This is a genomic window from Pseudomonas sp. P2S-1 (assembly GCF_057197725.1).
This window is the reverse complement of the sequence record NZ_CM170068.1, coordinates 4,465,901-4,492,036: the sequence shown is the minus strand read 5'-3', so window position 1 is coordinate 4,492,036 and position 26,136 is coordinate 4,465,901. Positions and strand designations below refer to the sequence as shown.

At 64.1% G+C, this 26,136-nt stretch carries 24 protein-coding genes; 7 read left to right on the top strand and 17 right to left on the bottom strand.

What is annotated here, in order from left to right:
- Nucleotides 1-171 precede the first annotated feature (171 nt).
- Nucleotides 172-1,794, top strand: coding sequence for an EAL domain-containing protein (locus AC2CQI_RS20000; RefSeq protein ID WP_484577663.1), 1,623 nt, complete (start codon nt 172-174; stop codon nt 1,792-1,794).
- Here the strand turns inward: AC2CQI_RS20000 and AC2CQI_RS19995 are convergent, their stop codons facing one another.
- Nucleotides 1,795-3,585: a KinB sensor domain-containing domain gene (locus tag AC2CQI_RS19995; RefSeq protein WP_484577662.1), complete on the bottom strand. Its 1,791-nt coding sequence runs from the start codon at nt 3,583-3,585 to the stop codon at nt 1,795-1,797.
- Nucleotides 3,582-4,928 (bottom strand): sigma-54-dependent response regulator transcription factor AlgB, encoded by a 1,347-nt coding sequence (gene algB, locus AC2CQI_RS19990; protein ID WP_075801986.1) that lies wholly within the window; start codon nt 4,926-4,928, stop codon nt 3,582-3,584. Before algB ends, AC2CQI_RS19995 begins: the two co-directional genes overlap by 4 nt.
- A gap of 324 nt (nt 4,929-5,252) precedes the next feature.
- On the opposite strand from algB, the gene AC2CQI_RS19985 reads away from it, so the two are divergent.
- The 5 genes from AC2CQI_RS19985 to AC2CQI_RS19965 all read left to right on the top strand — a co-directional run bounded on the left by AC2CQI_RS19985 (nt 5,253) and on the right by AC2CQI_RS19965 (nt 9,751).
- Nucleotides 5,253-5,531, top strand: a complete 279-nt coding sequence (locus AC2CQI_RS19985; RefSeq protein WP_075801985.1) for a hypothetical protein — start codon at nt 5,253-5,255, stop codon at nt 5,529-5,531.
- Nucleotides 5,532-5,576: 45 nt separating this feature from the next.
- Nucleotides 5,577-5,741 carry a DUF1328 domain-containing protein gene (locus AC2CQI_RS19980; RefSeq protein ID WP_009401691.1) on the top strand — a complete coding sequence of 55 codons (165 nt, stop codon included), beginning with the start codon at nt 5,577-5,579 and terminating at the stop codon, nt 5,739-5,741.
- A gap of 4 nt (nt 5,742-5,745) precedes the next feature.
- Nucleotides 5,746-6,216: an inhibitor of vertebrate lysozyme family protein gene (locus AC2CQI_RS19975; RefSeq protein ID WP_075801984.1), complete on the top strand. Its 471-nt coding sequence runs from the start codon at nt 5,746-5,748 to the stop codon at nt 6,214-6,216.
- A gap of 725 nt (nt 6,217-6,941) precedes the next feature.
- Nucleotides 6,942-8,273, top strand: coding sequence for a glutamate/aspartate:proton symporter GltP (gltP, locus tag AC2CQI_RS19970; protein ID WP_484577661.1), 1,332 nt, complete (start codon nt 6,942-6,944; stop codon nt 8,271-8,273).
- Between the two features lie 248 nt (nt 8,274-8,521).
- Entirely contained in the window at nt 8,522-9,751 is a 1,230-nt protein-coding gene (locus AC2CQI_RS19965) for a nucleoside recognition domain-containing protein (RefSeq protein ID WP_075801982.1), read from the top strand.
- Here the strand turns inward: AC2CQI_RS19965 and AC2CQI_RS19960 are convergent.
- The 9 genes from AC2CQI_RS19960 to AC2CQI_RS19920 form a co-directional block, all read right to left on the bottom strand.
- A complete protein-coding gene (locus AC2CQI_RS19960; protein WP_075801981.1) occupies nt 9,733-10,350 on the bottom strand; it encodes an ABC-type transport auxiliary lipoprotein family protein in 618 nt (205 codons plus the stop codon). The two genes, AC2CQI_RS19965 and AC2CQI_RS19960, sit on opposite strands and share 19 nt — an antisense overlap.
- On the bottom strand, nt 10,347-11,285 hold the full coding sequence (locus tag AC2CQI_RS19955; RefSeq protein ID WP_075801980.1) for an MlaD family protein: 939 nt from the start codon (nt 11,283-11,285) through the stop codon (nt 10,347-10,349). The genes AC2CQI_RS19960 and AC2CQI_RS19955 overlap by 4 nt, the downstream gene beginning before the upstream one ends.
- Before the next feature lies 1 nt (nt 11,286).
- Nucleotides 11,287-12,039 carry an ABC transporter ATP-binding protein gene (locus AC2CQI_RS19950; protein ID WP_484580645.1) on the bottom strand — a complete coding sequence of 251 codons (753 nt, stop codon included), beginning with the start codon at nt 12,037-12,039 and terminating at the stop codon, nt 11,287-11,289.
- A gap of 41 nt (nt 12,040-12,080) precedes the next feature.
- A complete protein-coding gene (locus AC2CQI_RS19945; protein ID WP_075801978.1) occupies nt 12,081-13,223 on the bottom strand; it encodes an ABC transporter permease in 1,143 nt (380 codons plus the stop codon).
- Between the two features lie 43 nt (nt 13,224-13,266).
- On the bottom strand, nt 13,267-14,286 hold the full coding sequence (locus AC2CQI_RS19940) for a DUF5924 family protein (protein WP_484577660.1): 1,020 nt from the start codon (nt 14,284-14,286) through the stop codon (nt 13,267-13,269).
- A gap of 148 nt (nt 14,287-14,434) precedes the next feature.
- Nucleotides 14,435-15,808 (bottom strand): M16 family metallopeptidase, encoded by a 1,374-nt coding sequence (locus tag AC2CQI_RS19935; protein WP_075801976.1) that lies wholly within the window; start codon nt 15,806-15,808, stop codon nt 14,435-14,437.
- Between the two features lie 37 nt (nt 15,809-15,845).
- The gene (locus AC2CQI_RS19930) at nt 15,846-17,504 is read right to left on the bottom strand and encodes a Na/Pi cotransporter family protein (RefSeq protein ID WP_075801975.1); all 1,659 of its coding nucleotides are present in this window, start codon (nt 17,502-17,504) and stop codon (nt 15,846-15,848) included.
- A 195-nt stretch (nt 17,505-17,699) separates the two neighbouring features.
- A complete protein-coding gene (locus AC2CQI_RS19925) occupies nt 17,700-18,476 on the bottom strand; it encodes a TerC family protein (protein WP_075801974.1) in 777 nt (258 codons plus the stop codon).
- 79 nt (nt 18,477-18,555) lie between these two features.
- Complete coding sequence (locus AC2CQI_RS19920) at nt 18,556-19,863, bottom strand: CitMHS family transporter (protein WP_075801973.1); 1,308 nt, start codon at nt 19,861-19,863, stop codon at nt 18,556-18,558.
- A 371-nt stretch (nt 19,864-20,234) separates the two neighbouring features.
- On the opposite strand from AC2CQI_RS19920, the gene AC2CQI_RS19915 reads away from it, so the two are divergent.
- Nucleotides 20,235-20,636: a GFA family protein gene (locus tag AC2CQI_RS19915; protein ID WP_075801972.1), complete on the top strand. Its 402-nt coding sequence runs from the start codon at nt 20,235-20,237 to the stop codon at nt 20,634-20,636.
- 1 nt (nt 20,637) lies between these two features.
- Here the strand turns inward: AC2CQI_RS19915 and AC2CQI_RS19910 are convergent, their stop codons facing one another.
- The 6 genes from AC2CQI_RS19910 to scpC all read right to left on the bottom strand — a co-directional run bounded on the left by AC2CQI_RS19910 (nt 20,638) and on the right by scpC (nt 25,973).
- Complete coding sequence (locus AC2CQI_RS19910; protein WP_484577659.1) at nt 20,638-22,596, bottom strand: DUF7844 domain-containing protein; 1,959 nt, start codon at nt 22,594-22,596, stop codon at nt 20,638-20,640.
- A complete protein-coding gene (locus tag AC2CQI_RS19905) occupies nt 22,593-22,913 on the bottom strand; it encodes a DUF2388 domain-containing protein (protein WP_075801970.1) in 321 nt (106 codons plus the stop codon). The genes AC2CQI_RS19910 and AC2CQI_RS19905 overlap by 4 nt, the downstream gene beginning before the upstream one ends.
- A gap of 27 nt (nt 22,914-22,940) precedes the next feature.
- Nucleotides 22,941-23,231 (bottom strand): DUF2388 domain-containing protein, encoded by a 291-nt coding sequence (locus AC2CQI_RS19900; RefSeq protein WP_484577658.1) that lies wholly within the window; start codon nt 23,229-23,231, stop codon nt 22,941-22,943.
- A gap of 113 nt (nt 23,232-23,344) precedes the next feature.
- Entirely contained in the window at nt 23,345-23,662 is a 318-nt protein-coding gene (locus AC2CQI_RS19895; protein ID WP_075801968.1) for a DUF2388 domain-containing protein, read from the bottom strand.
- Between the two features lie 281 nt (nt 23,663-23,943).
- Nucleotides 23,944-24,159: a DUF1127 domain-containing protein gene (locus tag AC2CQI_RS19890; RefSeq protein ID WP_009403437.1), complete on the bottom strand. Its 216-nt coding sequence runs from the start codon at nt 24,157-24,159 to the stop codon at nt 23,944-23,946.
- A 320-nt stretch (nt 24,160-24,479) separates the two neighbouring features.
- Nucleotides 24,480-25,973 carry a succinyl-CoA:acetate CoA-transferase ScpC gene (scpC, locus tag AC2CQI_RS19885; protein WP_075801967.1) on the bottom strand — a complete coding sequence of 498 codons (1,494 nt, stop codon included), beginning with the start codon at nt 25,971-25,973 and terminating at the stop codon, nt 24,480-24,482.
- Nucleotides 25,974-26,136 lie beyond the last annotated feature (163 nt).

The following is a 26,136-nucleotide window of genomic DNA, read 5'->3' as shown; positions in this document are numbered from 1 at the left end:
AGGCCGGCAATGACAGCGATGTTGCCCGGACTGACGCAATCGCTGGCAAGCCAGCTCCCACAGGGGGCGGTGTCGCCTACTGGGGTACGCGTCGCGTCAAAACCCCGCCAAACGGCCAGGCCGATCTCCCGTGGAATTGCTATACCTCTGGTATGCAACGGGATATTCCAGATGGCGCCTGCCCTCCAGCTGTTACGCGGCCTGTTATATCGACCCTGGCTCCTGGCCTCGCTGGCAGCCTCGGCAAGCGCCTTTTTGCTTTTATTGGGCAGCCTGGGCCTGGCCATGCACCAGGTGCAGGTCAACGAAAGCGAACAGATGAACGCCCGCGGTGAGCGCTTCCTGGAGCGCCTGGAGCAGATCTTCGGCCAGCTCCGACAAAGCGTCGACCAGCTCCAGTTGCAGCCCGTCCGTGGCTGCAGTTTCGAAATGTATTCCGCCCTGCAACAAGTCGCCTTCAACAACCGCTTCGTCTTCGAGGCGGCCTATATCGACGATCAGCAGATCTGCTCCAGCCGCCTCGGCGATCGTACCTTCGAGTCCCTGCCACCCCCGGATATCCGCGGCCCCACCTACAGCTACTGGCTGAACACCAGCACCGAGCCCGACGATAACCGCGCTGCCCTGATCCTCGGCCGCGGGCCTTTCCGGGTCTCTACCTCCCGTGGACACCTGACCGATGTGGTCGACCTGCCCGCCGGTGGCAGCCTGCTGGTGGTGCTCGACCAGGGCTCCCGTGCGGTCCCGGTGCTGGGGCCGGTGCAGCACTGGCCACCGGCCAGCCGCCATTGGCCACCCGAGTCGAAAAAGGCTCTGGTCGAACTGCCCGACCGCCTGATCTACCGCATGCCGACCAAATCCCCGGACTACCAGCTCGTCCTGATCGCCCCGCGTACCAGCCAGCAACTGAAGATGAGCGGCGCGTTGTGGCTGCTGTTCCCCGGCAGCCTGCTGCTGGCCTGGTGCATCGGTTGGGCGGTACTGCAACTGGTGCAGCAAAGCCGCTCGATGAGCTCGGAACTGCAGGGCGCGCTGCGCCGTAACGAATTGCAGGTGCTCTACCAGCCGATCTTCGAACTGGCCAGCCGTCGCTGTGTCGGCGCCGAAGCCCTGGTGCGCTGGCGCCGCCCGGACGGCACCCTGACCAGCCCGGAGCTGTTCATCCCGTTGGCGGAAAACACCGGGCAGATCCGCCAGATCACCGATTTCGTCCTGCAACGGGTGTTCGAGCAGCTCGGCCAGTTGTTGCGGGCCAATCCGCAGCTGTACATCTCGGTCAACCTGGCGGCTTGCGATGTGATGGTGCCGCGCATTGGCCGGGTCGCGGCGCGCCTGCTGGCGATCCACCATGTGGCGGCCAGCCAGATCGCCTTCGAGGTGACCGAGCGCGGACTGATCGACGTGGTAGTGGCCCGGGACAATCTCCAGGCGCTGCGGGCAGTGGGCCATCAGGTGCTGATCGACGATTTCGGCACCGGCTATTGCAGCCTCGCCTATCTGCAGACCCTGCCGGTGGACTGCCTGAAGATCGACAAGGCCTTTATCGATGCCCTTGGCCATGACGCCGCCAGCAGCGGCGTGGCCCCGCATATCATCCGCATGGCCCACGCCCTGCAACTGCGGGTGATCGCCGAGGGCATCGAATACGAGGACCAGGCCCAGTTGCTCAATAGCGAAGGGGTCAATTACGGCCAGGGCTGGCTGTTCGCCCACCCGCTGAATGCGCGGCAGTTCGCCGAGCTGATCACCCGTGGCCGGCGTCTCGGGCCACGGCGGATCGACGACGAAGCCTGATCAGACCGGCAACGCCATATAGAACTGGGTGCCGTGCTCCGGCCGTGAATACACGCCCATGCGCCCGCCGTGCAGTTGCACGATCTCCTTGCACAGGGCCAGGCCGAGGCCGGCGCCGCCCTTTTTGCGTCCGACCTGGACGAACGGCTCGAAGATCCTTCCCTGCTGGCTGTAGGCGATGCCCTCGCCGCTGTCTTCGACGCTGACGATCACCCGCTCACCGTGGCGACGGGCCTGAAGGCGGATGTTTCCGCCCTTGGGGGTATGGCGAATGGCGTTGTCCAGCAGGTTGTCCATGACCCGATCGAGCTGGCTGATATCCGCCTGAATCCGCGGCAAGGGCGAGTCCAGTTCCAGTTGCAGCTCGATCTGCTTGGCGCCGGCGGCCTGGGCATGGCGGTCACGGGCACGTTCCAGCAGGTCATCGAGGGCGCAGACACTGCGTTCAAGCTTCTGCTGGCCGCTCTGGTACCGGGAGAAGTTCAGCAGGTCGTTGATCAGTTGGGTGAGGCGCTGCATTTCCTCGCCGATGGTCTCGAACAGGTCACCTTCGCGGCTGTCCTCCGGGAACTTGAGCCGCTCCTTGAGCAGGCCGAAGGCCATGTGCATGCCGGTGACCGGCGTGCGCAGCTCGTGGGAGGCGCGCAGGACGAACTCGCTGCGGACCCGCTCGAAGGCCCGTTGCTCGGTGACGTCGTGGAGCACCATGACCGCGCCTAGGATCTGCCCGTCCGCGCGGACCACCGGGGTCAGGCTGTAGGTCAGGACGCGGTTTTCCTTGTCGATCTCCAGGTGCAGGTCTTCCGGCACCCGCTCCAGGCTGCCGCCGCGCAGGATCAGGTGCAGTTGCTGGTCCAGCTCGGGGCGCTGCAAGGCCTCGCCCAGGCGGCTGCCGACGCGGGAGTCGTCCCAGCCCAACTGGCGCTGGGCTACCGGGTTGAGGTGTTCCAGGTGGCCCTGGCGGTCGATGATCAGCAGGCCGTCGTCGATACTGTCGAGCACCGCCTGCAAGCGCTGCTGACCGGCCAGCAGTTCGTCGACGTTGGTTGCCTGGTGCTCGCGCAGGGCCTCGGCCATCAGGCCGAAGCGCTTGGTCAACTGGTTGATTTCCAGGGCCGAGGTCACCGGCAGGGTCACGTCGAAATTGCCCAGCCCGACCTGGTCGGCGGCACTGGCCAGCGCTTCGATGGGCTGGCCGAAGCGCCGGGCGATGCCATGGGCGGTGAGAAAGCCGAGGGCGAGTACCGCCAGGGCGACCAGGCCGAGCACGCCAGACATCAATACCGCGCGGTCCCGGGAGATCTTCTCGGCATCGCGGATCTGCTCCACCGCCTGCTTGTGGTACTCGATCAGGGTCGTGCGCAGCACGCTGAAGGCCTGGCCCAGCGGCTCGTCGACGCTCAGGCTGCGGGACGGCGAGGCGGCGGCCTTGAGTTGCTGGAGGAAGTTCTGGTACTCGGCATTGGCCTTGGCGAAGTCCTGTTCGGTTTCGTCGAATGCCTTCTCGTGCTGCATGCCGTCATCGAGCAACTGCTGAAACTGCGCCTGCAGCTCCTCCAGCACCCGCGGGTCGTTGCTGTCATCGAGGATCTGGGTCAACTGCTCGCTGAGGTTTTGCCGCAGGCGCAGGCCCATGTCGAGGACGAAGGTGTTGTTGCGGATCATCGCCTGCTGCGAGCTGGCCATCTGCTGAACGCTGACCAGGCTCAGCAGCAGGCCCAGCAGGGCCACGGTGATCAGCGCGGAGATGCTGAGAAACAGCCGTGTCCGCAGCTTCATCGCCCATCTCATAGGTTGTACTGCTTGCGCTTGCGGTACAGGGTCGAGGCATCGATGCCGAGGGTCTTGGCGGCCTGGTCGAGGGTGTCGCTGGTGGCCAGCACCGCGCCGATATGCGCCCGTTCCAGCTCGTCCAGGCTCAGCGCCGCGCCGATCCGCGGAGCGTTGCTGGCCGGTTGCTCGGCCATGCCCAGGTGGCTGATCTCGACCTTCTCCTGGGCGCAGATGATGCTGGCCCGTTCGATCACGTTGCGCAGCTCGCGGATGTTGCCCGGCCAGCGGTAGTTGAGCAGGGCCGCACGGGCCTCGTCGCTGAAGGCCCGGGCCGGGCGCGAGTATTCCTTGACGAAGCGTGCGAGGAAACGCTCGGCCAGGGTCAGGATGTCCTCGCTGCGTTCGCGCAGCGGCGGCAGGTGCAGGGTGATGACGTTGAGGCGATAGAGCAGGTCTTCACGGAAGCGGCCTTCGCGGACCATGTCCTCGAGGTTGAGGTTGGTGGCGGCGAGGATGCGCACGTCGGCGCGGCGCGTCACCGGGTCGCCGACCCGCTCGTATTCCTTGTCCTGGATAAAGCGCAGCAGCTTGGGTTGCAGGGTCAGCGGGAAGTCGCCGATCTCGTCGAGGAACAGCGTGCCGCCGTCGGCCTGGTTGACCCGGCCCAGGGTGCTTTCGCTGGCCCCGGTGAAGGCGCCGCGGCTGTGGCCGAAGAGCTCGCTTTCCATCAGTTCGGCGGTCAGCGACGGGCAGTTGATGGTCACGCAGGCCTTGCGTGCACGCTTGCTCCAGCCGTGGATGGCCCGGGCCAGTTCGCCTTTACCGGTACCGGACTCGCCGAGGATAAGAATGTTGGCGTCGGTGGTCGCCACCTGCCGTGCGGTTTCCAGCACCACCATCATGGCCGGGCTGTGGGAATCCAGACCGTCCTTGGGCTTGCGCACTTCGCCTTCGAGGGCTTCCAGGCGTGCCGAGAGCTGGCGCACTTCCAGCTGCTTGGCGGTGGCCAGGCGCAACTGGTCCGGGCTGCACGGCTTGACCAGGTAATCGGCGGCGCCGGCCTGGATCGCGTCCACCGCAGTATCGACGGCCGAGTGGGCGGTGACGATCACTACGCGCATCCACGGCGCGAGGATGCGCATCTGCGCGAGCACGTCGAGGCCGTTGTCCTCGCCCAGGCGCAGGTCGAGGAAGCACAGGTCGAAGACCTGGCGCTGCAACAGGGTCTCGGCCTGGGCCGCGCTATTGGCGGTGGCCACGGTATAGCCCTCGTCCTCCAGGCAATAACGGAAGGTACGCAAGATGGCGGACTCGTCGTCCACCAGCAGAATGCGGCCTTGAGGCTCGGGGGCTGACTCCATTTCCTACGCTCCTTGGGAATTATCTTGGTTAGTGTCGGAAAAATCGTGCAAGTTGCATGGATTATTCTGATTCATCCCTACCTCTGATGCTAGCTCGCGGTTTTCGACCGCCTGTCGGGCTTTTTGACGCTGAAAAACCGTCACTCGTTCATGCAAAACGCACGACTGTCGCAGGGGGCGTCGTGCAGGATGCTCTCCCGGTGCGTTTCAGGATAATCGTAAGCTATTGATTTAAAAGGAAAAATTCAATCTCAAAAAGCTGGCATGCAGGCTGCAATATCTCTCCCAGGTCATAACAACATTGCAGCAAGAGGAGCCCGGCACATGAAACGCACTTCCGCCGCCCTGGTGCTTATATCGCCACATCATTTGCGTCAGGCGCTGTTTCTTGTGCTGGCGTTGCTGCTGACCCTGGTTGCCGGTCAGGTCTATCACGCCTGGCAGGCCAGCAAGGTCGAACGCCAACTCGCTGTGCAGGTGGTGCGCATCCATGAAAGCCGCGCCGCCCCGTTGCAAACCGCTCCGATCATGCGCTCGCAAGTGCTGCCGGCCGCCAGTGTCGATGATTCGACCCAGGCGCCGACCCAGCGCTGGGTGTTCTGACCGCAGGCGTAGCGTGAACGTTTCCAAAACAGAAGGAGAATCACCATGTTGAGTTGGGCCATTACCTTCCTGATCATCGCCATTGTCGCTGCCGTGCTGGGCTTCGGTGGTATCGCCGGCGCCGCTACCGGTATCGCGAAGATTCTCTTCATAGTCTTCCTGGTGCTGTTCGTGGCTTCCTTCTTCTTTGGTCGTCGCGGTCGAGGCTGAGGCAATGAAAGGCGTGATACGCAACGCCCTGGTCGCCGGCCTGTTGTTGGCCGGCGGTTCGGCGGCAATGGCGGCCAATGACGGCCAGGTCCGGGTCACCGATGTACTCGGCTCGGACCCCGAGTATCGGGAAACCTGGCAGGACGTGGTCGAAAAGCAGGAGCGACTGCCCGAGTGGGTGCTCAACCTGAGCGGGGTGTCCGAGCAGCAGATGTCCGCCGTCGAGGAAGACGGTGACAAGTACCTGGTCGGTCCGCTCTGCGAGAGTGCTGGCAAGTGCCTGAACAAGCGGCTGATCGTGGCTTTCCGTTGGGACAAGGAAAAAGCCTACGCAATGCTGGTCGAGGTGCCCGAAGGACTGCCGGGCGACAAGTCACCGACCCGCCACGCCGATTACCGCTGGCTTGGTGACCCGGATGAAGGCATGCAGGCCATGCTCAAGGAACAGCTCAAGCGTGATCCGAATTGGTACTGAGGCGCCGCCGGGCGCATCGGTACTCTGACAGAAGCTGAACCTTTCTCCCGTTCAGGCTTCTATGTTGCGCCCACCCGAGGAGGGTAGGTGCATGACCAGGGGGCCGGGCAGCTCTGATCGATGCAGTATCGGAGCCGCCTAGGGGTACAAGGAGTACCTCCGCACAGGGCCGGGTCAGGAAAGCAATTGCCGGGAGCGGGTCTGTCGGGGTGTCCTGGAAACGGGGCACCCTGGCCGGACTGTCCCGGCAGCACCCTTCCCCCGTTTCTTTCCGATAGATGACAAATCTGCCACCCGCTCGTCTGTCCACCAAAATATTTTCGTCAATTTTCCTACACCATCCGGGTGCTTTTCTGCCCATTCGGATTGTCGAACACCGATAGCTTCTGTGGATTAAACATCCTGTGAATCTGCCGAAATATGGCGGATCGGTCGTATTCGGGATTCCGAACACCCTGCGCAAAAGCCCTTCCGACGCCCGTTTTTCGCGCAAAAACTCATGCCGATTCGGCATAGGGTACTCGTTTCCGGCATTAGACCTGGCCCCCTCCCGCCTGAATAGTTGCGCCTTTTTTCGCCAGCCAGAGACCGTTCGCGTTCACTGGCGACGACCTTCTGCGGTGCCCTTGACTGTTGCCGAAGAAGTTTCCTGGGAGGCTATCAGCCGCTCTGGAATGCCGGTTACAGCGCAATGCCCGTGTCCACTTGAAGAAAAAGGTAATGACATGAAGAAGGCAAAACTAAGCCTCGCCTGGCAGATCCTCATCGGTCTTGTCCTGGGTATCGCCATCGGCGCCTTGCTGAATCACTTCAGTGCAGAAAAGGCATGGTGGATCAGCAACGTGCTGCAGCCTGCCGGTGACATCTTCATTCGCCTGATCAAGATGATCGTCATCCCGATCGTGATTTCGTCGCTGATCGTGGGTATCGCCGGGGTTGGCGACGCGAAGAAACTTGGCAGTATCGGCCTCAAGACGATCATCTACTTCGAGGTGGTGACCACCATCGCCATCGTCGTCGGCCTGGTCCTGGCCAACCTGTTCCACCCGGGCGCCGGCATCGACATGAGCACCCTGGGCACCGTGGACATCTCCAAGTACCAGGCCACCGCGGCCGAGGTGCAGCATGAGCACGCGTTCATCGAGACCATCCTCAACCTGATCCCGTCGAACATCTTCGCGGCGCTGATGCGCGGTGAAATGCTGCCGATCATCTTCTTCTCGGTGCTGTTCGGCCTGGGCCTGTCGAGCCTCAACGCCGAGATTCGCGACCCGCTGGTGAAGACCTTCCAGGGCGTTTCCGAAGCCATGTTCAAGGTCACCCACATGATCATGAACTACGCCCCGATCGGCGTATTCGCCCTGATCGCCGTGACCGTCGCCAACTTCGGCTTCGCCTCGCTGCTGCCGCTGGCCAAGCTGGTGCTACTGGTGTACTTCGCCATCGCCTTCTTCGCCTTCATGGTCCTGGGCCTGGTGGCGCGCCTGTTCGGCTTCTCGATCATCAAGCTGATGCGCATCTTCAAGGACGAACTGGTCCTGGCCTACTCCACCGCCAGCTCCGAGACCGTGCTGCCGCGGGTGATCGAGAAGATGGAAGCCTATGGTGCGCCGAAGGCCATCTGCAGCTTCGTGGTCCCGACCGGCTACTCGTTCAACCTCGACGGTTCGACCCTGTACCAGAGCATCGCGGCGATCTTCATTGCCCAGCTGTACGGCATCGACCTGTCGATCAGCCAGCAACTGCTGCTGGTGCTGACCCTGATGGTTACTTCGAAAGGTATCGCCGGTGTGCCGGGCGTGTCGTTCGTGGTGCTGCTGGCGACCCTGGGCAGCGTGGGTATTCCGCTGGAAGGCCTGGCATTTATCGCCGGTGTCGACCGCATCATGGACATGGCGCGTACTGCCCTGAACGTGATCGGCAACGCCCTGGCGGTCCTGGTCATCGCCCGTTGGGAAGGCATGTACGACGCTGAGAAAGGCCAGAAATACTGGAACTCCCTGCCGCACTGGCGCAGCAAGGAAGCGGCGGTGGCGGGCAAGGCCCTCAATTCCTGAGGCCTGTACCGCGCTGAATGAAGAAGCCCCGCATCGTCGGGGCTTTTTCACATCCAGCCGCCGCAACGCCTGTAGGAGCGTGGCTTGCCCGCGAAGGAGCGCGCAAGCGGTCCCAAAATCTCACTGTCAGCACCACTTTTGGGAGCGCTTCGCACTCCTTCGCGGGCAAGCCACGCTCCTACCTTGTCGTGCCAGGGCCTTCCTGCTTCCGCTATCATTCAGCCCATCTTTGACGGGAGTTCGTTCGGATGCTCAACGGCCTTTGGCTTGGTTTCTTCGTGGTGGCGGCCATCTCGGCGCTGGGGCAATGGCTGATAGGCGGTAATGCCGGGATCTTCGCGGCAATGGTCGAAAGCATCTTTGCCATGGCCAAGCTTTCGGTAGAAGTGATGGTCCTGCTGTTCGGCACCCTGACCCTGTGGCTGGGCTTCCTGAAGATCGCCGAGCAGGCCGGGATCGTCGAATGGCTGGCCAAGGTCCTGGGCCCGCTGTTCCGTCGCCTGATGCCGGAAGTCCCGCCTGGCCACCCGGCCCTCGGCCTGATCACCCTGAACTTCGCCGCCAACGGCCTGGGCCTGGACAACGCTGCCACCCCGATCGGCCTCAAGGCCATGCGCGCCTTGCAGGAACTGAACCCGAGCCCGACAACGGCGAGCAACGCGCAGATCCTCTTCCTGGTGCTCAACGCCTCGTCCCTGACCCTGCTGCCAGTCACCATCTTCATGTATCGCGCCCAGCAAGGGGCGATGGACCCGACCCTGGTGTTCCTGCCGATCCTGCTGGCCACCAGTTGCTCGACCCTGGTCGGCCTGTTCTCGGTGGCCATCGTCCAGCGCCTGCGCCTGTGGGACCCGGTGGTACTTGCCTACCTGATTCCCGGTGCGCTGCTGCTCGGCGGTTTCATGGCGATTCTTGCCGGGCTGTCGGCCACCGCCCTGGCCAGCCTGTCGTCGATCCTCGGCAACCTGACCCTGTTCGGCCTGATCATCCTGTTCCTGCTGATCGGTGCGCTGAGGAAGGTAAAGGTGTACGAAACCTTCGTCGAGGGGGCGAAGGAAGGCTTCGATGTGGCGAAGAACCTGCTGCCGTACCTGGTCGCCATGCTCTGCGCGGTCGGCGTGCTGCGTGCCTCCGGAGCCCTGGAATTCGGCCTGGAAGGCATCCGCCATACAGTGGAGTGGCTGGGCTGGGACACCCGCTTCGTCGATGCCTTGCCCACCGCCATGGTCAAGCCGTTCTCCGGCAGCGCGGCGCGGGCCATGCTCATCGAGACCATGCAGACCCACGGCGTGGACAGCTTCCCGGCACTGGTCGCGGCCACCGTGCAGGGCAGCACGGAAACCACCTTCTACGTGCTGGCGGTGTACTTTGGCGCCGTCGGCATCCAGCGCACCCGGCATGCCGTGGGCTGCGCCCTGCTCGCCGAACTGGCCGGGGTGCTGGGCGCCATCGCGGTGTGCTACTGGTTCTTCGGCTGATGCTGGCTGGCCTGGGCCACGGTCCAGTCCAGCAGTTGCGCCATGGCCTTGTCCGTCACCTGGCCAAGGCCGGCGACCACCGTCGGCACGTTCTTGTCCCCTAGCACCTGACGCACCTCGAAGCGCCGGCTGACCAGGATGCGCTGGGTGCGCCCGTCCACCAGCCGCGCATCCAGGCGAATCAATGCCTCGACACCCTGCGCCGTGTATTCGCTCTGGAACGCCTGCAACTCGCCCACCAGCTCGAAATCCGATTGCAGGTTGCTGTCGTCGGCGCTCAGGCGCGGCACCCGGCCGTCGCGCTGGAAGGCGTCGAGGATGCGGTTGCGCAGCAGCGCCGGGGCCGGGTCGGTCCAGCGTGCACCCTTGTAGGTGCTGATCATGTCACCCTGGGGCACCACGGCGATGCGTGGCATGTCCAGGGCATCGCTGGTGATCGGCTTGTTCACCCGCAGCGACCAGCTCACCGGCGCCGCACTGGACGCGGCGGTATGCGCCGGCAGGCGATAGACCTCGGCGTTCTCCGCCTTGGGCAGGATCGAGCAGGCGCCGCTCAGGCTGATCAGCAGGGCCAGGGACAGACGGCTGGCGAGTCTCATGGCTCGAACTCCTTGCTTTGGTCACGGCCAAGCAGGTAGCCGCTGGGGTTGGCTTCAAGGCGGCGGGAAATGGCCTTGAGGGAATTGAGGGTGTCACGCAGCTCGCGGATCGCCGGGGACAGGTCACGGAAGCCCTGGGCACCGCTGTCGATGGCGTCGCGGTTGCTTTCCAGCAGGGCGTTGAGGGTCGCGGTGCTTTGCGCCAGGGACTGCATGGCCTGGTCGGCGCTTTTCGCGATGTCGGGGCCGCGGCTGCCAAGCAGCTGGTTGGCGTTGCGCATCAGTTCGCCGGTCTGTTCCAAAGCGGTACCGGCCTGCTGGCCGAGGCTGGACAGCTGCTTGATCGCCTGGCTGATGTCTTCGCGCTGGGCGGCCACGGCGCCGGTGGTCTGCTCCAGGTTCTGCAGGGTCGCGCCCAGGCGGTTGACGTTGTCTTCGGAGAACAGCCGGTTGGCGTTGTGCAGCAGCAGGTTGATGTTGGTCACCAGGTCGCTGCTGTTGTTCAGCAGACGGGCGATGGGCGATGGCGAGGCGATGATCACTGGCAGCTTGCCGCCCTTGCCCACCAGCGGCGGGCTGCCCGGGGTGCCGCCGCTGAGCTGGATCAGCGAGGTGCCGGTGACGCCGGTCAGGGTCAGCTTGGCCTGGGTGTCCTGCTTGATCGGCGTATCGGCGTTGAGGCGGATATGCGCCAGTACGCGGCGCGGGTCTTCGGGGTCGAGGCGCAGGCTCATCACATCGCCCACCTTGATCCCGCTGTACTGAACGGCGCTGCCCTTGGACAGGCCGGTGACCGCCTCGTTGAAGACCACCTCGTAGTCCTTGAAGGTCGCATCGACGCTGGCCTTGGCCAGCCACAGGCCGAACAGCATGGCGGCGACCACCACCAGCACGGTGACCATACCGATCATTACATGGTGCGCACGGGGCTCCATCTCACTTCTCCTTCAGCGCTGCAGCGGCATCGAGCGCCGCACGGCCACGCGGGCCATGGAAATATTCGTGAATCCACGGCTCGTCGTACTCGGCCACTTCATCGATGGGGGCGGCCACCAGGACCTTCTTCTGCGCCAGCACCGCAACCCGGTCGCTGATGGTGTAGAGGGTGTCGAGGTCGTGGGTGATCAGGAACACGCTCAGGCCCAGGGCGTCGCGCAGGGTCAGGATCAGCTGGTCGAAGGCGGCGGCGCCGATGGGGTCGAGGCCGGCGGTGGGTTCGTCGAGGAACAGGATGTCCGGGTCCAGGGCCAGGGCGCGGGCCAGGGCGGCGCGCTTGATCATGCCGCCGGACAGCGAGGCCGGGTACTTGTCGGCTGCGGTCTGCGGCAGGCCGGCCAGCGCCAGCTTGACGCCTGCCAGATGCTCGGCGTCGTCGCGGCTCAGGCCGGCATGCTCGATCAGCGGCAGGGCGACGTTCTCGGTCACGGTCAGCGAAGAAAACAGTGCGCCCTTCTGGAACAGTACGCCGAAGCGTCGTTCGATCAGCGAGCGTTCGGTGGGGTTGGCGTCGAGCAGGTCCTCGCCGAAGACCTTCACCGTGCCCTCGTTGGGCCGGCGCAGGCCGATGATGCTGCGCAGCAGCACCGACTTGCCGCTGCCCGAGCCGCCGACCACCGAAAGGATCTCGCCGCGGTACAGGTCGAGGTCGAGTTGTTCGTGCACGCTCTGCGGGCCGAAACGGTTGCACATCCCGCGCACCTGGATGACCGCCTCACGGTCGTCTGTCCGGCTCACCAGCCCATCTCCATGAAGAACAGTGCGGCCACGGCGTCGAGCATGATCACCACGAAGATCGACTGGACCACCGCCGAGGTAGTGTGGGCGCCCACCGATTCGGCGCTACCGCTGACCTTGAAGCCCTCCAGGCAGCCGATGGCGGCGATCAGGAAGGCGAAGAACGGGGCTTTTGCCAGGCCGACGAGGAAGTGCTGCACGCCGATATCGTCTTCCAGCAGGGACAGGAACATCGCCGGCGAGATATCCAGCGACAGCGCGCAGACCACGCCGCCGCCGAGGATGCCGCAGATCATCGCGAGGAAGGTCAGCAGCGGCAAGGAAATCAGCAGGGCCAGGACCCGCGGGATCACCAGCAGCTCCACCGGATCGAGGCCGAGGGTGCGGATCGCGTCTACCTCTTCATTGGCCTTCATCGAGCCGATCTGTGCGGTAAAGGCACTGGCGGTGCGGCCGGCCATGAGGATGGCGGTCAGCAGCACGCCGAATTCACGGAGGAAGGAGAAGGCCACCAGGTCGACGGTAAAGATGCTCGCGCCGAAGCTCGCCAGCACCGTGGCGCCGAGGAACGCCACCACCGCGCCGACCAGGAAGGTCAGCAGGGCGACGATGGGCGCGGCGTCGAGGCCGGTCTGTTCGATATGTGCGACCACCGAGGTCATGCGCCAGCGCCGGGGCTGGAAGGCGCGGCGGGCCAGGGTGGCAACGATCAGGCCGATAAAGCCGAGGAGCTGGCGCGAGTCCTGCCAGAGGGTGTCCACGGCGCAGCCGATGCGCGCCATCAACTGGGTCAGCACCGGGACTTGCGGAACCCGCGGCGGAATGCAGAACTCGGTCAGCGAGGCCTGCACGCTGCGCAGCAGATGGCGGCTGGCTTCGGGCAGGGCGTTGCACTGGTCCAGCTGGGCCACCCGGGCCGGGCCCAGCAGCTCCACCAGCAGCGAGGCACCGGCGGTATCGAGCTTGCCGAGCTGGTCCATCTCGATGCGGGTGGTCTGGTCGTACTGGCCGTTGAGCGCGGTGATGGCGTGCTTGAGAGTGGCGTAGTGGGCCAGGGTCCAATCGCCGCTCAGGCGCAGGCAGGCCGGACTCTGGCCGGTGTCGAGGATGGCGCTGGCGGGGCTTGGAAGGCTGGTCATGGGCTCCGGTCTATCCCTAGGTGCGCCGGACAGCATAGCGCCACTATGTGGCGGGTGCTTGACTGTCGTCCACAACCCGGAACCGCAGCACACCAATCACCTGGCCATCCTCGGTCAGCACCCTTACCTGCCAGCGCCCCACCGGATTGGCCGGGAACACCTGCTTGTGGGTCCAGGCGCGGTAGCCTTCCTTGCGCCCGCCATTGATATTCAGGGCGATGCGGTCGACCTCTTTGCCGTTGAGCTGCCAGACGTGATAGATCCGCTCGTTCAGCCCGCGCGGCGCCTTGATCGCGGTGTAGGCGTAGAGCCCGGTGCTGCGGATCTGGCTGGCCTTCACTTCCTTGAGGCTTTCGCTCGGGGTGCGGTCGCGCACGTCGGCGCTGATCGCCACTTCGGTCATCCACAGGGTCGCCGGCGGCACCCAGGAGCGCAGCATCCAGCCGGCGCCGCCGATGGCCAGGGTCACCAGCACCAGGGCGATGGCGCGGTTGGCGTTGTTGACCGGGAAGCTGCTGGCCAGGCTCGGGAACGACAGCAGCATGGCTACGCCCAGGGCCAGCTTGAAGCTCTCGGCGGTGGTCAGATGGAGGATGATCGGCAGCGCCGTGAGCATCGCCGCGAACAGGGTCAGGGTATGCAGGGCGAGGAACAGCCAGCGCCGCGGGGCGACCCACTTGTAGTAGAGCGGGTCGATGATCGAGACCAGGCCGGCGGCGCCGAGCAGGCCGGTGAAGATCAGTTGGCCGCTGTTCCAGGTGGTGGTGACGAAGAAGAATGGCAGGACGAAGAACAGGCTTTCCTGGTGGATCATCTGCGTCGCGTAGCGCAGCAGCGGCTGGGGGATCTCGCGCTTGAAGGTGCGGGCGAAGAGTTCGGTGAAGGTGTTTTCCAGCATCAGCCAGACCCAGCTCACCAGCATCAGGATGGCAACCCAGCTGGCCAGGCTTTCCTGGCGGTCGACCAGGATGAAACTGCCGATACCGGAAATGAAACCACCGAGTGCGATGACCCCGGGATAGCGCTTGATCAGCTCGATGAGGCGCTGGATGTAGATTGGCATTTTGGGGGTGTTCGCTGAGACTGAAAAATACGGTTACAAGGATACCTTGGTTTTCGTCTGTTCGGGCCTCATCGCTGGCAAGCCAGCTCCCACAGGGACCGCGTGCACCGCCGGACCTGTGGGAGCTGGCTTGCCAGCGATAGGGCCCTCAAGACCGCCGCCGATACCAGATCCCTGCCCCAACCACGACCAACACAACCCCCAACACCCCCATCCAGAACAATTCGTCATAGCCAAGCAACGGCTTCTCCACCCTCACCCACCCGGCTTCCTTGAACACCTCGCGCATCGCCTGGTTCGTCTCCTCCAGGCTCACCCCCCGCAAGCGCCCGGCCGGGTCGACGAACTTGCCATCGGCATAGCCGTTCAACGCTCCCCAGTAATAATCCGCCAGCGCGCTATTGCCCTGGGTCGTCCAGGCTTCCCGGGCAATCGCCGCCGCCTTGACCCGCTCGAAGGTCGCCGGGTCCAGCCCGTCCTTGCGCAGGCGCTTGAGCATGTCGGCGATCACTTCCTCGGCCTCTTCCACCTGATCCCGTTCCAGATCGGCATTCAGGCTGAGCAGGCCGCTGTCGCCGAAGCTCTCGCGCTGGCTCCACGGCCCGTAGGACAGCCCGTGCTTGAGCCGCAGCTCTTCGTACAGCGCCCAGTCCAGGTAGCGTTGCAGCAGTTCCAGGGTTTCGTCGTGCTCGTCGCCCAGCACCGGCTCGAGAAACAGCCAGCTCAGCCGCGCGCTGTTGCCCAGCAGCCCGTGGGTCAGAGTGCGGTTGGCCTCGGCCTGGCGGGTGACGCCGTCCAGTGCCCGGCGCTCCGCCGGCTCCACCGGCTCCAATTCGCCCCAGGCCCGTTCCAGGTAGGCCGGCAGCACCCGGTCGAGTCCGCCGACGATGATCAGGCTCATGTTGTTCGGCACGTACCAGCCTTTGCGGACCTCCTCCACCTGCTTCAGGGTCATGCTGTCGAGATCCGAACGCTCGGCGCATTTCAGCCCCAGCTCCACCGCCAGCTGGCTACTGGCGCGCTGGCCGATGTCCTGGCGGTCGAGGAAGCGTTGCAGGCGCGAATAATGCCCACCGTCCTCGCGTTCGATGATGCGCCTGGACTGGGCCAGGTCGTCCTCGTCGAGCTGGGTACGCTGGAGGATCGCCAGCAGCAGGTCGAGAACCTTGCGCTGGTTGCGCGCCGGGGCCTCGATGACGAAGGTGGTGTCGGTGTTGCTGGTGTAGGCGTTCCATTCGCCGCCAAGGGCCTGCATGCGCTTTTCCAGGCCGCCCTCGCCGCTGTCGTCGATGCCGCTGAACAGCAGGTGCTCGAGCAGGTGCGGCAGTTCTTTCTGCTCGCAGGGGAAGTCATCCAGGCCGATGCCCACCACCAGGCGGATCGACACATGATCCCGCTCGTAGCCGGACTTGAGCAGCACCTGCAGCCCGTTGGGCAGCAGGTAGCCCTCGACCTGGTTGCGATCGAGGGCAAAGCCGGGGGCACAGCCCAGCAACAGGCAGACGAGTATCAGGCAACGCATGCAGAACTTCCTTGAACCGGGTCAATGCGGTTTGGGGTCAGGACGATGGGCTTTCGTCCGTCACGCTGTCGATCATCAGACCGCCAGTATCGTTCCCCCCGAGTACCACATAGGCACTGCTACAGAACAATGAATTCAATCTTTTCATATCGGCGATCAGCTCCAGGTGCAGGGCGCTGGTCTCGATGCTTTGTACCACCTTGCGTTGCAGGCGGCTGACATGGGCATGGGCCAGGCGTCGCTCCTGGGCGCGGAAGCGGCGTTTCTCGCGCAGCAACTGGCGCGCGCTTTCCGGGTCGGCGCTGAGGAATACCGAAAGGCCCAGGCGCAGGTTGGCCAGGAGCTGGGCGTGCAGGCCGGTCAGTTCCTCCAGGCCGACCTCGGAGAACTCGCGGCGTTGCGAGGTCTTCTGCTGCTGGATCTTGCGCAGCATGCGTTCGATCAGGTCGCTGGCCATCTTCAGGTTCAGCGCCAGCTCGATGATCTCCGCCCAGCGCTGGCTGTCCTGCTCGCTGAGGTCTTCCCGGGGCATCTGCGCCAGGTACAGCTTGATCGCGTTGTACAGGGCATCGATATCGTCGCTGAGGCTGCGCATCTCCTGGGAGACCGTGGTCCTGGTGCCGCGCAGCACGCCGTTCATCGCTTCCAGCATGCTGTCGACCAGGTCGCCGAGCCGCAGGGTTTCGCGCACGGCGTTGGCCAGGGCCAGGCTCGGGGTGGCCAGGGCGGCCGGGTCGAGGTGGCGCTGGGTGACGTGGCCGTTGGCTTGCGGGCGGTCCGGCATCAGCCAGGTGCAGACCTTGGCCATCACGGTGACCGTAGGCAGCAGGGTCAGGCAGCGCAGGCTGTTGTAGAGCAGGTGGAAGCCGATCACCAGTTCCTGCGGGCGGAAGTTCAGGCTGTCCATCCAGTCGACCAGGGGATGCAGCAGCGGAATGGTGATCAGCAGGCCGATCAGCTTGTACAGCAGGCTGCCCAGGGCCACCTGGCGCCCGGCGGTGTTCTGCATGCTGGTGCTGATGAAGGCCAGCAGGCCGCTGCCGATGTTGGCACCGATCACCAGGCCGATCGCCACCGGCAGGCCGATCACCCCGGCGCCGGCCAGGGTTGCGGTGAGCAGTACGGCGGCCAGGCTGGAGTAGGAGACCATGGCGAACAGCGCGCCGATCAGCGCATCGAGGAGGATATCGCCGGTCAGCGAGGCGAACAGCACCTTCACGCCCTGGGCCGTGGTGATCGGCGTGGCGGCTTCGACGATCAGTTGCAGGGCGAGGATGATCAGGCCCAGGCCGATCCCCACGCGGCCGAGCTGGCCGGCGCGGGTCTGCTTGCGCGAGAGGAAGAAGATCACCCCGAGGAAGATCAGCAGCGGCGACAGCCACGACAGGTCGAAGGTCAGCACCCGGGCCATCAGCGCGGTACCGACGTCGGCGCCGAGCATGATCGCCAGAGCGGGGGTCAGGGCCATCAGGCCCTGGCCGACGAACGAGGTCACCAGCATCGCCGTGGCGTTGCTGCTCTGCACCATGGCCGTGACCAGGATCCCGGCGATGAACGCCAGCGGTCGTCGTGCCATGTTCTGGCTGATGACCCGGCGCAGGTTGGAGCCGTAGACCCGCAGGATCCCGGTCCGGACGATATGTGTGCCCCAGATCAGCAGGGCGACGGCTGACAACAGATTGAGCAGGGTCAGCATGCTGGGCCCCCTGTTTTGCGGTGCCCCATGGGGGCGAATGAATGACGCTCGGAGCCTGGCCGTGAAAGACGGCGGTTGTTTCCAGTGCTCCCTTTAAGCTTTAGCCCGCTGATAGCCATGGCGCCAGCGGTTTTTCCCACGGCCTTGAATGAAAAAAGGCCCCGAAAGGGGCCTTGATTCAGCGACTGGCCAGTATTACTGACCCGGGATGTCCTTGCGAAGTTTCACCGGCTCGCCCGGTTCCTCGTTGCGCTTCTTCGCCATGGCGGTGCGCATGCGGATGTTGATCGCTTCCACGGCCAGGGAGAAGGCCATGGCGAAGTACACGTAGCCCTTCGGCACATGCACGTCGAAGGCTTCGGCGATCAGCACGGTACCGACCACGATCAGGAACGACAGGGCGAGCATCTTCAGCGACGGGTGCTTGTCGATGAAGTCGCTGATGGCCTTGGCGCAGAGCATCATCACCAGCACGGCGACGATGATCGCGGCGATCATCACCGGTACATGGGAGACCATGCCGACCGCGGTGATCACCGAGTCCAGGGAGAACACGATGTCGATGATGGCGATCTGGATGATGGTGAAGAGGAACTTGCCGCCCTTGCCGGAAGCCGGCTCGTCGGCACTTTCGTCCTCGCCTTCGAGGCCGTGGTAGATCTCCTGGGAGCTTTTCCACAGCAGGAACAGGCCGCCGAAGAACAGGATCAGGTCGCGCCCGGAAATGTCCTGGCCGAACACCTCGAACAGGGTGTCGGTCAGGCGCATGACCCAGGTGATGGAGAGCAGCAGCAAGATCCGCGTGACCATGGCCAGGGCCAGGCCGAAGATCCGGGTACGTTGCTGCATGTGCTTGGGCATGCGGCTGACCAGGATCGAGATCATGATGATGTTGTCGATCCCGAGCACGATTTCGAGTGCGGTCAGGGTGAAAAAGGCAACCCAGATTTCCGGGCTGGTCAGCCATTCCATGTTTGTTCCTTCGAGCGTAAGACGCTGCGCGCCCCGTTTTGTCGTCGGGGCGCGCAGCGGGTTGGTTGAATCCGTTTACTTAGAGGCTACTGAACAGCGGGAAAATTCCCATCAGCAGCGCGGCGAACATTATGCACAGGCAGACTAGCACCGCCCACTTCAGCGTGAAGCGCTGGTGATCGCCGAATTCGATACCGGCCAGGGCCACCAGCAGGTAGGTGGACGGCACCAGCGGGCTGAGCAGGTGCACCGGCTGCCCGACGATCGAGGCGCGGGCCATTTCCACCGGCGAGATGCCGTAATGGCTGGCGGCTTCCGACAGCACGGGCAGTACGCCGTAGTAGAAGGCGTCGTTGGACATGAAGAAGGTGAACGGCATGCTCACGATCGCGGTGATCACCGCCAGGTACGGGCCCAGGGCATCCGGGATCACTGCCAGCAGGCTTTTCGACATGGCTTCGACCATGCCGGTGCCCGACAGGATGCCGGTGAAGATACCGGCGGCGAAGATCAGGCCGGTGACCGCCAGGACGCTGCCGGCGTGGGCGGCGATACGGTCCTTCTGCTGTTGCAGGCACGGGTAGTTGACGATCATCGCGATACTGAAGGCGATCATGAACAGCACCGGCAGCGGCAGCAGGCCGGCGATCAGCGCGACCATCAGGACGGCGGTCAGGGCGCCGTTGAACCACAGCAGTTTCGGACGACGGGCATCCGGGAACTGGGACACGGTGATTTCGCTGTGGTCGATTTCGTCACCCGGCAGGTGCAGTTCGCCGAGACGGGCGCGTTCGCGCTTGCCGTACATGTAGGCGATGGCGAGGATGGCCACAACGCCGGCGAGCATGGCCGGGATCATCGGCACGAAGATATCCGACGGGTCGACGTGCAGGGCACTGGCGGCGCGGGCGGTCGGGCCGCCCCAGGGCGTCATGTTCATCACCCCGCCGGCGAGGATGATCAGGCCGGCCATGATCCGCGGGCTCATGCCCAGGCGGCTGTACAGCGGCAGCATGGCGGCGCAGCAGATCATGTAGGTGGTGGCGCCGTCGCCGTCGAGGGAGACGACCAGGGCCAGCACGGCGGTGCCGACCGAGACTTTCAGCGGGTCGCCCTTGACCAGCTTGAGGATCTTGCGCACGGCCGGGTCGAACAGGCCGGAGTCGATCATCAGGGCGAAGTACAGGATGGCGAACATCAGCATCACGCCGGTTGGCGCCAGCTTGCTGATGCCTTCCAGCATCATTGGGCCGATCTTGCTGGAAAAACCGCCGAACAGGGCGAACAGGATCGGTACCAGGATCAGCGCGATCAAGGCCGACAGGCGCTTGGTCATGATCAGGTACATGAAGGTGATGACCATGGCGAAGCCGAGGAAGGTCAGCATGGGGAGTACTCCAGGCGTAGGTGCGTCGGGACGGGACGAGACGGACGGATCAGCGGGTTGGGCGCTGGGGCTGGAGTAGCGGGGGGAATTGCGGGCGCAGGACGGTACGGAAAGACATCGGAATCACCATTGTTCTTGTTGAGTAGGCCGGGCTCCTTTTCTAAATTCGGATGCCCTGGCGCGCCGGTCGCTTTGCCGGTGGTGAGGCGATGCTAAGGGCCTAAGCTTTCAGCCAGCTTTCGATGCTGAAAGCTTCATTTTCACCTCAGGGCCGCGTGCACCGCGAAACCTGTGGGAGCTGGCTTGCCAGCGATGAGGCCATCAGAGACACGACAAAAATCACTGAATCCCGCGAAGGAGTGCCCACCGAGATGAGCCAACACCAAGAAGGCGGCTGCCATTGCGGCGCCCTGCGCTACCGGGTCGACAGCCCGCTGACCGACATCGCCCACTGCCATTGCTCGATCTGCCGCAAGGTCTCGGGCGGGCTGCTGATCACCTGGGCCACGGTGCCCTGCTCCGCCTTCCAGTGGCTGACCGGCACCCCGCAGCGCTACGACTCATCCGCCAGTTGTGTGCGTTATTTCTGCAGTCGCTGTGGCGCCCATCTGGCGTTGACCACTGATCTGAGCCCGGAAACCATCGATATCACCATCACCACCCTCGATGACCCGGCTGCGGTGCGCCCCGACCGTCATATCTGGACGGTCAGCCGCCTGCCCTGGCTGCACCTGGACGAACAATTGCCCGGTGAAGAACACGAGTCGATCTGACTCAGGGCAGCTCAAGCCCCCCTGAGGCCTTGTGCAGGGCACGCAGGTGGTCGCCGATCAGCCGGGTGTTGGCTTCCACGGCGCGGATTTCCTTGTCGCGCTCGGGGCCGAGCAGCGCCCGGGCTTCCTTGTCGAGGTCGACGCTCAGGGTCTGCAGCTGCGCCTGGCGCTCGCGGCTGCTCTCCAGCAACTGCTCGCGCTCCTGCGCCTGGGGCAAGCCGTAGCCGCCCTGCCCCAGCAATTCCGCCGGTTTGCTGAGGAAGCCGCTGTTGGCGAGGATCTGCTGCAAGGTCTGGTTGGCCTTGTCGACCCGCTGGTCATTTGTCGAGCGCCCGCTCAGGTAACGCTGCTTGACCTCGTCCTGGGCCAGCAGCAACTGCCGGCGCAGGGCCGCCTGTTCGAGTAGGAGCATGGCGGCGCTGGTGCGCAGGTCGGCACGCTCGAACCAGGTACGGCGCTGTTCGGCGTCCTGCTCCAGCCAGGCTTCGACGGTGGTCTGGGGGATCGGCAACTGCTGCTTGAGGATCTTGAACATCGCATCGAAGCGGTCGCGGTAGGAGTCGAAGCGATAACCCAGGCGCAGCGCCTCGCGGGGATCATCGAGCACGCTGGTATCGGCCAGGCCACGGCCCTGCAGCACTTCCAGCAGGCCGTTGGGCATGATGTTGTCGAGGCTGGTCAGCTGCGGGTTGGCGGTACCGCTGCGCAGCACCTTGAGGGTCTCCACCGCGCAGTTGTTGGACAGGAAGTAGTAGTTGCCGTCATAGCTCCAGTGCATCTCCAGGGCTTGGCGCACCAGGTTTTCCAGCTCCTCGCGGGACAGCTTGAGCGGCACCGAGGACAGGCTGCGCAGCTCGGTCTTGGTGTACTCGTCGATGACCTGGCCCAGGGGCAGGACGAACAGCCGTGACGGATAGGAGCCGACCAGCCCGCCCCAACTGGACAGCTGCACATCGTTGACGAAGGCGCGATAGGACAGCACCAGGTGCTGGTCCAGGTCCAGCCGGCAATCCGGCCCACGCGGCCGGCCCGGGGCGCAGATCACCAGGCGCAGCATGCTGTGGCCCCAACGGCTGACCCAGTTCTGGTTGGCTTCGGCCAGCAGGTAATCCACCGAGTAGACGCGCTCCGGGTCGATATAGCCCAGGGGCTGCTTGGCGAAGTCGTTTCCGGCGTTGAGGTAGGGCAATTCCGGCGAGCAGGGCGGATGCGCCGGTGCCCAGCCGAAGTGCTTGCTCAGGTAGGCGTGCAGCGCCGGGCGGCGGCAGGCGTAGCTCGGGTCGAGGAGGAAGTACTCCATGTTGACCGCGATGAATTCCTTGGGGCTGCTCAGCTCGTAGCTGTCCGGGGAGCGTACGTCCTGATGGTTCTGCTGTTCGCGTTCGCCGCGCCGGCCGACGTACTGCGGCCAGCCGGCCAGGTCGAGCAGGCGTGGATCATCGCTGAGGGTGAAGCGCCTTTCCGGCTGGCCACGGCATTCGTCACGCAGGCCGACCTTGCCCTGGCTGTCGAGCTGGCGCCGACACTGGACGATCAGCCGACGCTGGTCCGCTGCCCACAGGCGGGCGCGGTCGTAGATATGGGTCAGTTCATGCAGGACGGTGGCCAGCAGCTCCTCGCGCACCGTGCCGTGGGGGCGACCGGTCTGCGTGGTGGCGGCGCTGCCGTCGGTGAGGCTCGGCAGCAGGTGCCGGTTCAGGGCCAGGGTCGAGACCAGCGAAGCCTGGCCGTAGGCATCTTCCGGCATGCGTGCGTCCCAACTGACGGTGACCGTGCGGTCCAGTCGGGTCTTGAAGCTGGGGGGAAGCTTTTGCAGGGCTCCGTCGAGCAGTGCCTGGGTCGCCTGGTGCTGGGCCGCGCTCAGGCCGTCGTCTTGCAACCGCAGTTGCAGGTCGGCCAGGGCGGGGCTGCCGAGCAGCGCCAGTGCGCCGCCCAACAGCCAGGCACGGAGGGATTTCACAGCGCGAGGATGGCTTCGGCCAGAACCTGGTCGCTGGCGTCACGCGCTTCGGGGACGCGCTGGCGCAGGGTGTCGAAGGCGGCTTCCAGTTGCGCGCCACGGATATCGCCGTTGCTGGCGACGAAGCTGGCGGCGTCGTCACGGGCTTCGCGTACCACCTTGGAGTCGCGGATCGAAGTGGTGGTGTCCGAGGTGAAATCGATCGAACGGCCAAAGGCGCGGACGATGATATTGCTGGTAGCCACCAGGGTGTGGGCCTGGGCCACATCGGCCAGCAGGAGGAAGCCGAGGGTGGCGGCGATCAGCGGGTTACGCATGGAACTTCTCCGGGGAAACAGGGGTGTTCATTGGACGAGAATTGCCTGCGCCAGTTCAAGGTCGCCGGCATGAAGTTCGGGGTGTTCCTGGCGCAGCCGGCGAATGACCGATTCCAGCTGCGCACCGCGAACCTGGCCATCGCTGGCGACATAGGCTGCGGCATCATCGCGGGCGACCTGCACCCATTTGCGATCGAAGGGTGCGCTGGTCACCTGGCTGGTGGCGTAGCCGCCGATGACGCTGGCGGCGGTGGTCATGTCGAAGGCCTGGGCGGTGACGGGCCCGAACAGTGCAATCAGCAAAAACAGATAACGCATGGGAAAGAAATGCCCCTTGGAAACACAAGGTGTCCAAGGCTATCCCATGCCAACAGCCCGGACCAGAGCGGTTGGCCCGGCTGTTTTGCAGGGTGTTGCCTGGTGTGTCCGGCTTACAGCGCGAGGATCGCCTGGGCCAGTTGCGCGTCGCTGGCCTGCAGGGTCGGCGCTTGCTGGCGGATATGGGCAAAGGCGCTTTCCAGTTTCACGCCACGGATATCACCGTTGCTGGCGACGAAGCTGGCGGCGTCGTCACGGGCGGCGCGCACCACCTTGTCGTCGCGGAACGACGAGGTCACGTCGGAGGTGGCGTCGGAAGTGGCCTTCAAGGCGCCGACCAGGGAATCGGTGGTCACGACAAAGCTGGTGGCGTGGGCAGTAGAAGCCAGGGCCAGGAACAGGGCGGCGCCCAGCAGACGGGTACGGATCATGGTCGATCTCCTGAAGTAGGACTTGGGTCTATCAAAGTGTCAGACGCGCGCTCGGTTGCCTGCGCTACGCCTTGCGTCGACGCGTGTGAAAAAAAGCGTAACACGTAACAGGCGAAACGGCGTTTAGTTCAACTGTTAAGGTCGATTTAGATTTTTCAGAAACTGTACCGGTGTGCACGGAAGCGCTCTATTCCGCGGATTTCAGAATGAAAAAAACCCGTCGCAGTCACCTGCGACGGGTTTTCGGAATTCGGTGCCGGCCATGGCCGGCGGGCCTTGCATCAACGCCAGAAAGGCTTGCTCAGCTCTTCGTAACGCTGTGCTTCGCTGATACCGGCGTCAGCCAGCAGGCGAGCGTCCAGGCGAGCCAGTTGATGGCGGCTGGAGATGCGACGTTGCCAGAGGACCAGGTTGGCCAGCAGGCGCAGTGGCAGGGCAGCTTTGGATTGTTGGGCGTTGCTTTCGAAAACCAGACCGGAACTGAGGGTACGTTCCATGATGTGCTTCCTTCCGCTTATGGCGGGATTAGATAGTGATTTAACTGATGCCAATGATCCTCCTCTGTCGTCCATAACAGTAGATACAGTTCGCCTGCATTGTGATGGTCCAGTTAACTGTTTATAGGCACTGTTGCACTCGAAATGCACGCAACTGTACCGGTGTGCGCACTAATGGTGCATTTTTACTGTTTTGGGGGAGTGGGTGGCGAGAAAACAGGGGATTTTGAGCGGTACAGTAGTACAGTTTTTGCAAGTCAGTTCAACGAACTGCTCAGTCGACAGGCATTGCACCTTGTCGACTGAACAGTTTTCGCGGGTTAAACGGCCAGCATGCGCCCGGTTTCTTCCAGGTTTTCATGCCAGACGAGGGCTTCTCGCAGGATATGCGGGGTGTGACCACCACGTTCGCAGGCGCGGGTGAAGTAGTCATTCAGCGCGTCGCGGTAGCTCGGGTGCACACAGTTGTCGATGATCGCCCGGGCCCGCTCGCGCGGTGCCAGGCCGCGCAGGTCGGCCAGGCCCTGCTCGGTGACGAGGATGTCCACATCGTGCTCGGTGTGGTCGACGTGGCTGACCATCGGCACCACGCTGGAAATCGCGCCGCCCTTGGCGATCGACTTGGTGACGAAGATGGCCAGGTGCGCGTTGCGAGCGAAGTCGCCCGAGCCGCCGATGCCGTTCATCATCCGCGTGCCGCAGACGTGGGTGGAGTTGACGTTGCCGTACAGGTCGAACTCCAGCGCGGTGTTGATGCCGATGATGCCCAGGCGGCGCACCACTTCAGGGTGGTTGGAGATTTCCTGCGGGCGCAGCACCAGCTTGTCCTTGTAGCGCTCGAGGTTGCCGAACACGTCGGCATTGCGCCGGCTCGACAGGGTGATCGAGCTGCCCGAGGCGAAGCTCAGCTTGCCGGCGTCGATCAGGTCGAAGGTCGAGTCCTGCAGCACTTCGGAGTACATGGTCAGCTCTTCGAACGGCGACTCGATCAGGCCGCACATCACTGCGTTGGCGATGTTGCCGATGCCGGCCTGCAGCGGGCCGAGCTTGTTGGTCATGCGCCCTGCCGCCACTTCCTCTTTAAGGAAGTTGATCAGGTGGTTGGCGATGCCCTGGGTTTCTTCGTCCGGCGGCGTCACGGTGGACGGCGAGTCGGCCTGCTCGGTGATGACGATGCCGACGATTTTCGCCGGGTCGATCGGGATTGCGGTGCTGCCGATGCGGTCGTCGACCTTCACCAGCGGGATCGGCGTACGGGTCGGACGGTAGGTCGGGATATAGATGTCGTGCAGGCCTTCGAGGTTGGCGTTGTGCGCCATGTTGATCTCGATGATCACCTGCTTGGCGAAGATGGCGAAGCTCGCCGAGTTGCCGACCGAGGTGGTCGGCACGATATGGCCTTGTTCAGTGATCGCCACCGCCTCGATGACCGCGATGTCCGGCAGCTTGAGCTGCTGGTTGCGCAGTTGCTCGACGGTTTCCGACAGGTGCTGGTCGATGAACATCACCTTGCCGTCGTTGATCGCCTTGCGCAGGGTGCTGTCCACCTGGAACGGCATGCGCCGCGCCAGGACGCCGGCTTCGGTCAGTTCCTTGTCGAGGTCGTTGCCCAGGCTGGCGCCGGTCATCAGGCTGATCTTCAGCGGCGACTGTTTGGCGCGCTCGGCCAGTGCGTGGGGAACGGCCTTGGCTTCACCGGCACGGGTGAAACCGCTCATGCCGACGGTCATGCCGTCCTCGATCAGGCCGGCGGCATCGGCGGCGCTCATGACTTTACTGTGCAGCGAGGACAAGCGAATACGATCACGGTACATGGATTGTTATCTCGGGTATTGAAACCAGGAGCGCAGTCTATTGCTTTCCCAAAGACTCGTCCCACGACCAAGGTCGTAGGTGAAGCCCTGAAATAGAGCCTTCCGTCGGCAGGCCGGGCATGAAAAAGCCCCGGTCGTTGCCGAACCGGGGCTTTTTGTCACA

What these genes read in the sequence shown, in the direction of transcription:
- AC2CQI_RS20000 (WP_484577663.1), top strand. Translation starts at nt 172, where the DNA reads ATGGCGCCTGCCCTCCAGCTGTTACGCGGCCTGTTATATCGACCCTGG.
- AC2CQI_RS19995 (WP_484577662.1), bottom strand. Translation starts at nt 3,585, where the DNA reads ATGAGATGGGCGATGAAGCTGCGGACACGGCTGTTTCTCAGCATCTCC.
- algB (WP_075801986.1), bottom strand. Translation starts at nt 4,928, where the DNA reads ATGGAGTCAGCCCCCGAGCCTCAAGGCCGCATTCTGCTGGTGGACGAC.
- AC2CQI_RS19985 (WP_075801985.1), top strand. Translation starts at nt 5,253, where the DNA reads ATGAAACGCACTTCCGCCGCCCTGGTGCTTATATCGCCACATCATTTG.
- AC2CQI_RS19980 (WP_009401691.1), top strand. Translation starts at nt 5,577, where the DNA reads ATGTTGAGTTGGGCCATTACCTTCCTGATCATCGCCATTGTCGCTGCC.
- AC2CQI_RS19975 (WP_075801984.1), top strand. Translation starts at nt 5,746, where the DNA reads ATGAAAGGCGTGATACGCAACGCCCTGGTCGCCGGCCTGTTGTTGGCC.
- gltP (WP_484577661.1), top strand. Translation starts at nt 6,942, where the DNA reads ATGAAGAAGGCAAAACTAAGCCTCGCCTGGCAGATCCTCATCGGTCTT.
- AC2CQI_RS19965 (WP_075801982.1), top strand. Translation starts at nt 8,522, where the DNA reads ATGCTCAACGGCCTTTGGCTTGGTTTCTTCGTGGTGGCGGCCATCTCG.
- AC2CQI_RS19960 (WP_075801981.1), bottom strand. Translation starts at nt 10,350, where the DNA reads ATGAGACTCGCCAGCCGTCTGTCCCTGGCCCTGCTGATCAGCCTGAGC.
- AC2CQI_RS19955 (WP_075801980.1), bottom strand. Translation starts at nt 11,285, where the DNA reads ATGGAGCCCCGTGCGCACCATGTAATGATCGGTATGGTCACCGTGCTG.
- AC2CQI_RS19950 (WP_484580645.1), bottom strand. Translation starts at nt 12,039, where the DNA reads ATGTGCAACCGTTTCGGCCCGCAGAGCGTGCACGAACAACTCGACCTC.
- AC2CQI_RS19945 (WP_075801978.1), bottom strand. Translation starts at nt 13,223, where the DNA reads ATGACCAGCCTTCCAAGCCCCGCCAGCGCCATCCTCGACACCGGCCAG.
- AC2CQI_RS19940 (WP_484577660.1), bottom strand. Translation starts at nt 14,286, where the DNA reads ATGCCAATCTACATCCAGCGCCTCATCGAGCTGATCAAGCGCTATCCC.
- AC2CQI_RS19935 (WP_075801976.1), bottom strand. Translation starts at nt 15,808, where the DNA reads ATGCGTTGCCTGATACTCGTCTGCCTGTTGCTGGGCTGTGCCCCCGGC.
- AC2CQI_RS19930 (WP_075801975.1), bottom strand. Translation starts at nt 17,504, where the DNA reads ATGCTGACCCTGCTCAATCTGTTGTCAGCCGTCGCCCTGCTGATCTGG.
- AC2CQI_RS19925 (WP_075801974.1), bottom strand. Translation starts at nt 18,476, where the DNA reads ATGGAATGGCTGACCAGCCCGGAAATCTGGGTTGCCTTTTTCACCCTG.
- AC2CQI_RS19920 (WP_075801973.1), bottom strand. Translation starts at nt 19,863, where the DNA reads ATGCTGACCTTCCTCGGCTTCGCCATGGTCATCACCTTCATGTACCTG.
- AC2CQI_RS19915 (WP_075801972.1), top strand. Translation starts at nt 20,235, where the DNA reads ATGAGCCAACACCAAGAAGGCGGCTGCCATTGCGGCGCCCTGCGCTAC.
- AC2CQI_RS19905 (WP_075801970.1), bottom strand. Translation starts at nt 22,913, where the DNA reads ATGCGTAACCCGCTGATCGCCGCCACCCTCGGCTTCCTCCTGCTGGCC.
- AC2CQI_RS19900 (WP_484577658.1), bottom strand. Translation starts at nt 23,231, where the DNA reads ATGCGTTATCTGTTTTTGCTGATTGCACTGTTCGGGCCCGTCACCGCC.
- AC2CQI_RS19895 (WP_075801968.1), bottom strand. Translation starts at nt 23,662, where the DNA reads ATGATCCGTACCCGTCTGCTGGGCGCCGCCCTGTTCCTGGCCCTGGCT.
- AC2CQI_RS19890 (WP_009403437.1), bottom strand. Translation starts at nt 24,159, where the DNA reads ATGGAACGTACCCTCAGTTCCGGTCTGGTTTTCGAAAGCAACGCCCAA.
- scpC (WP_075801967.1), bottom strand. Translation starts at nt 25,973, where the DNA reads ATGTACCGTGATCGTATTCGCTTGTCCTCGCTGCACAGTAAAGTCATG.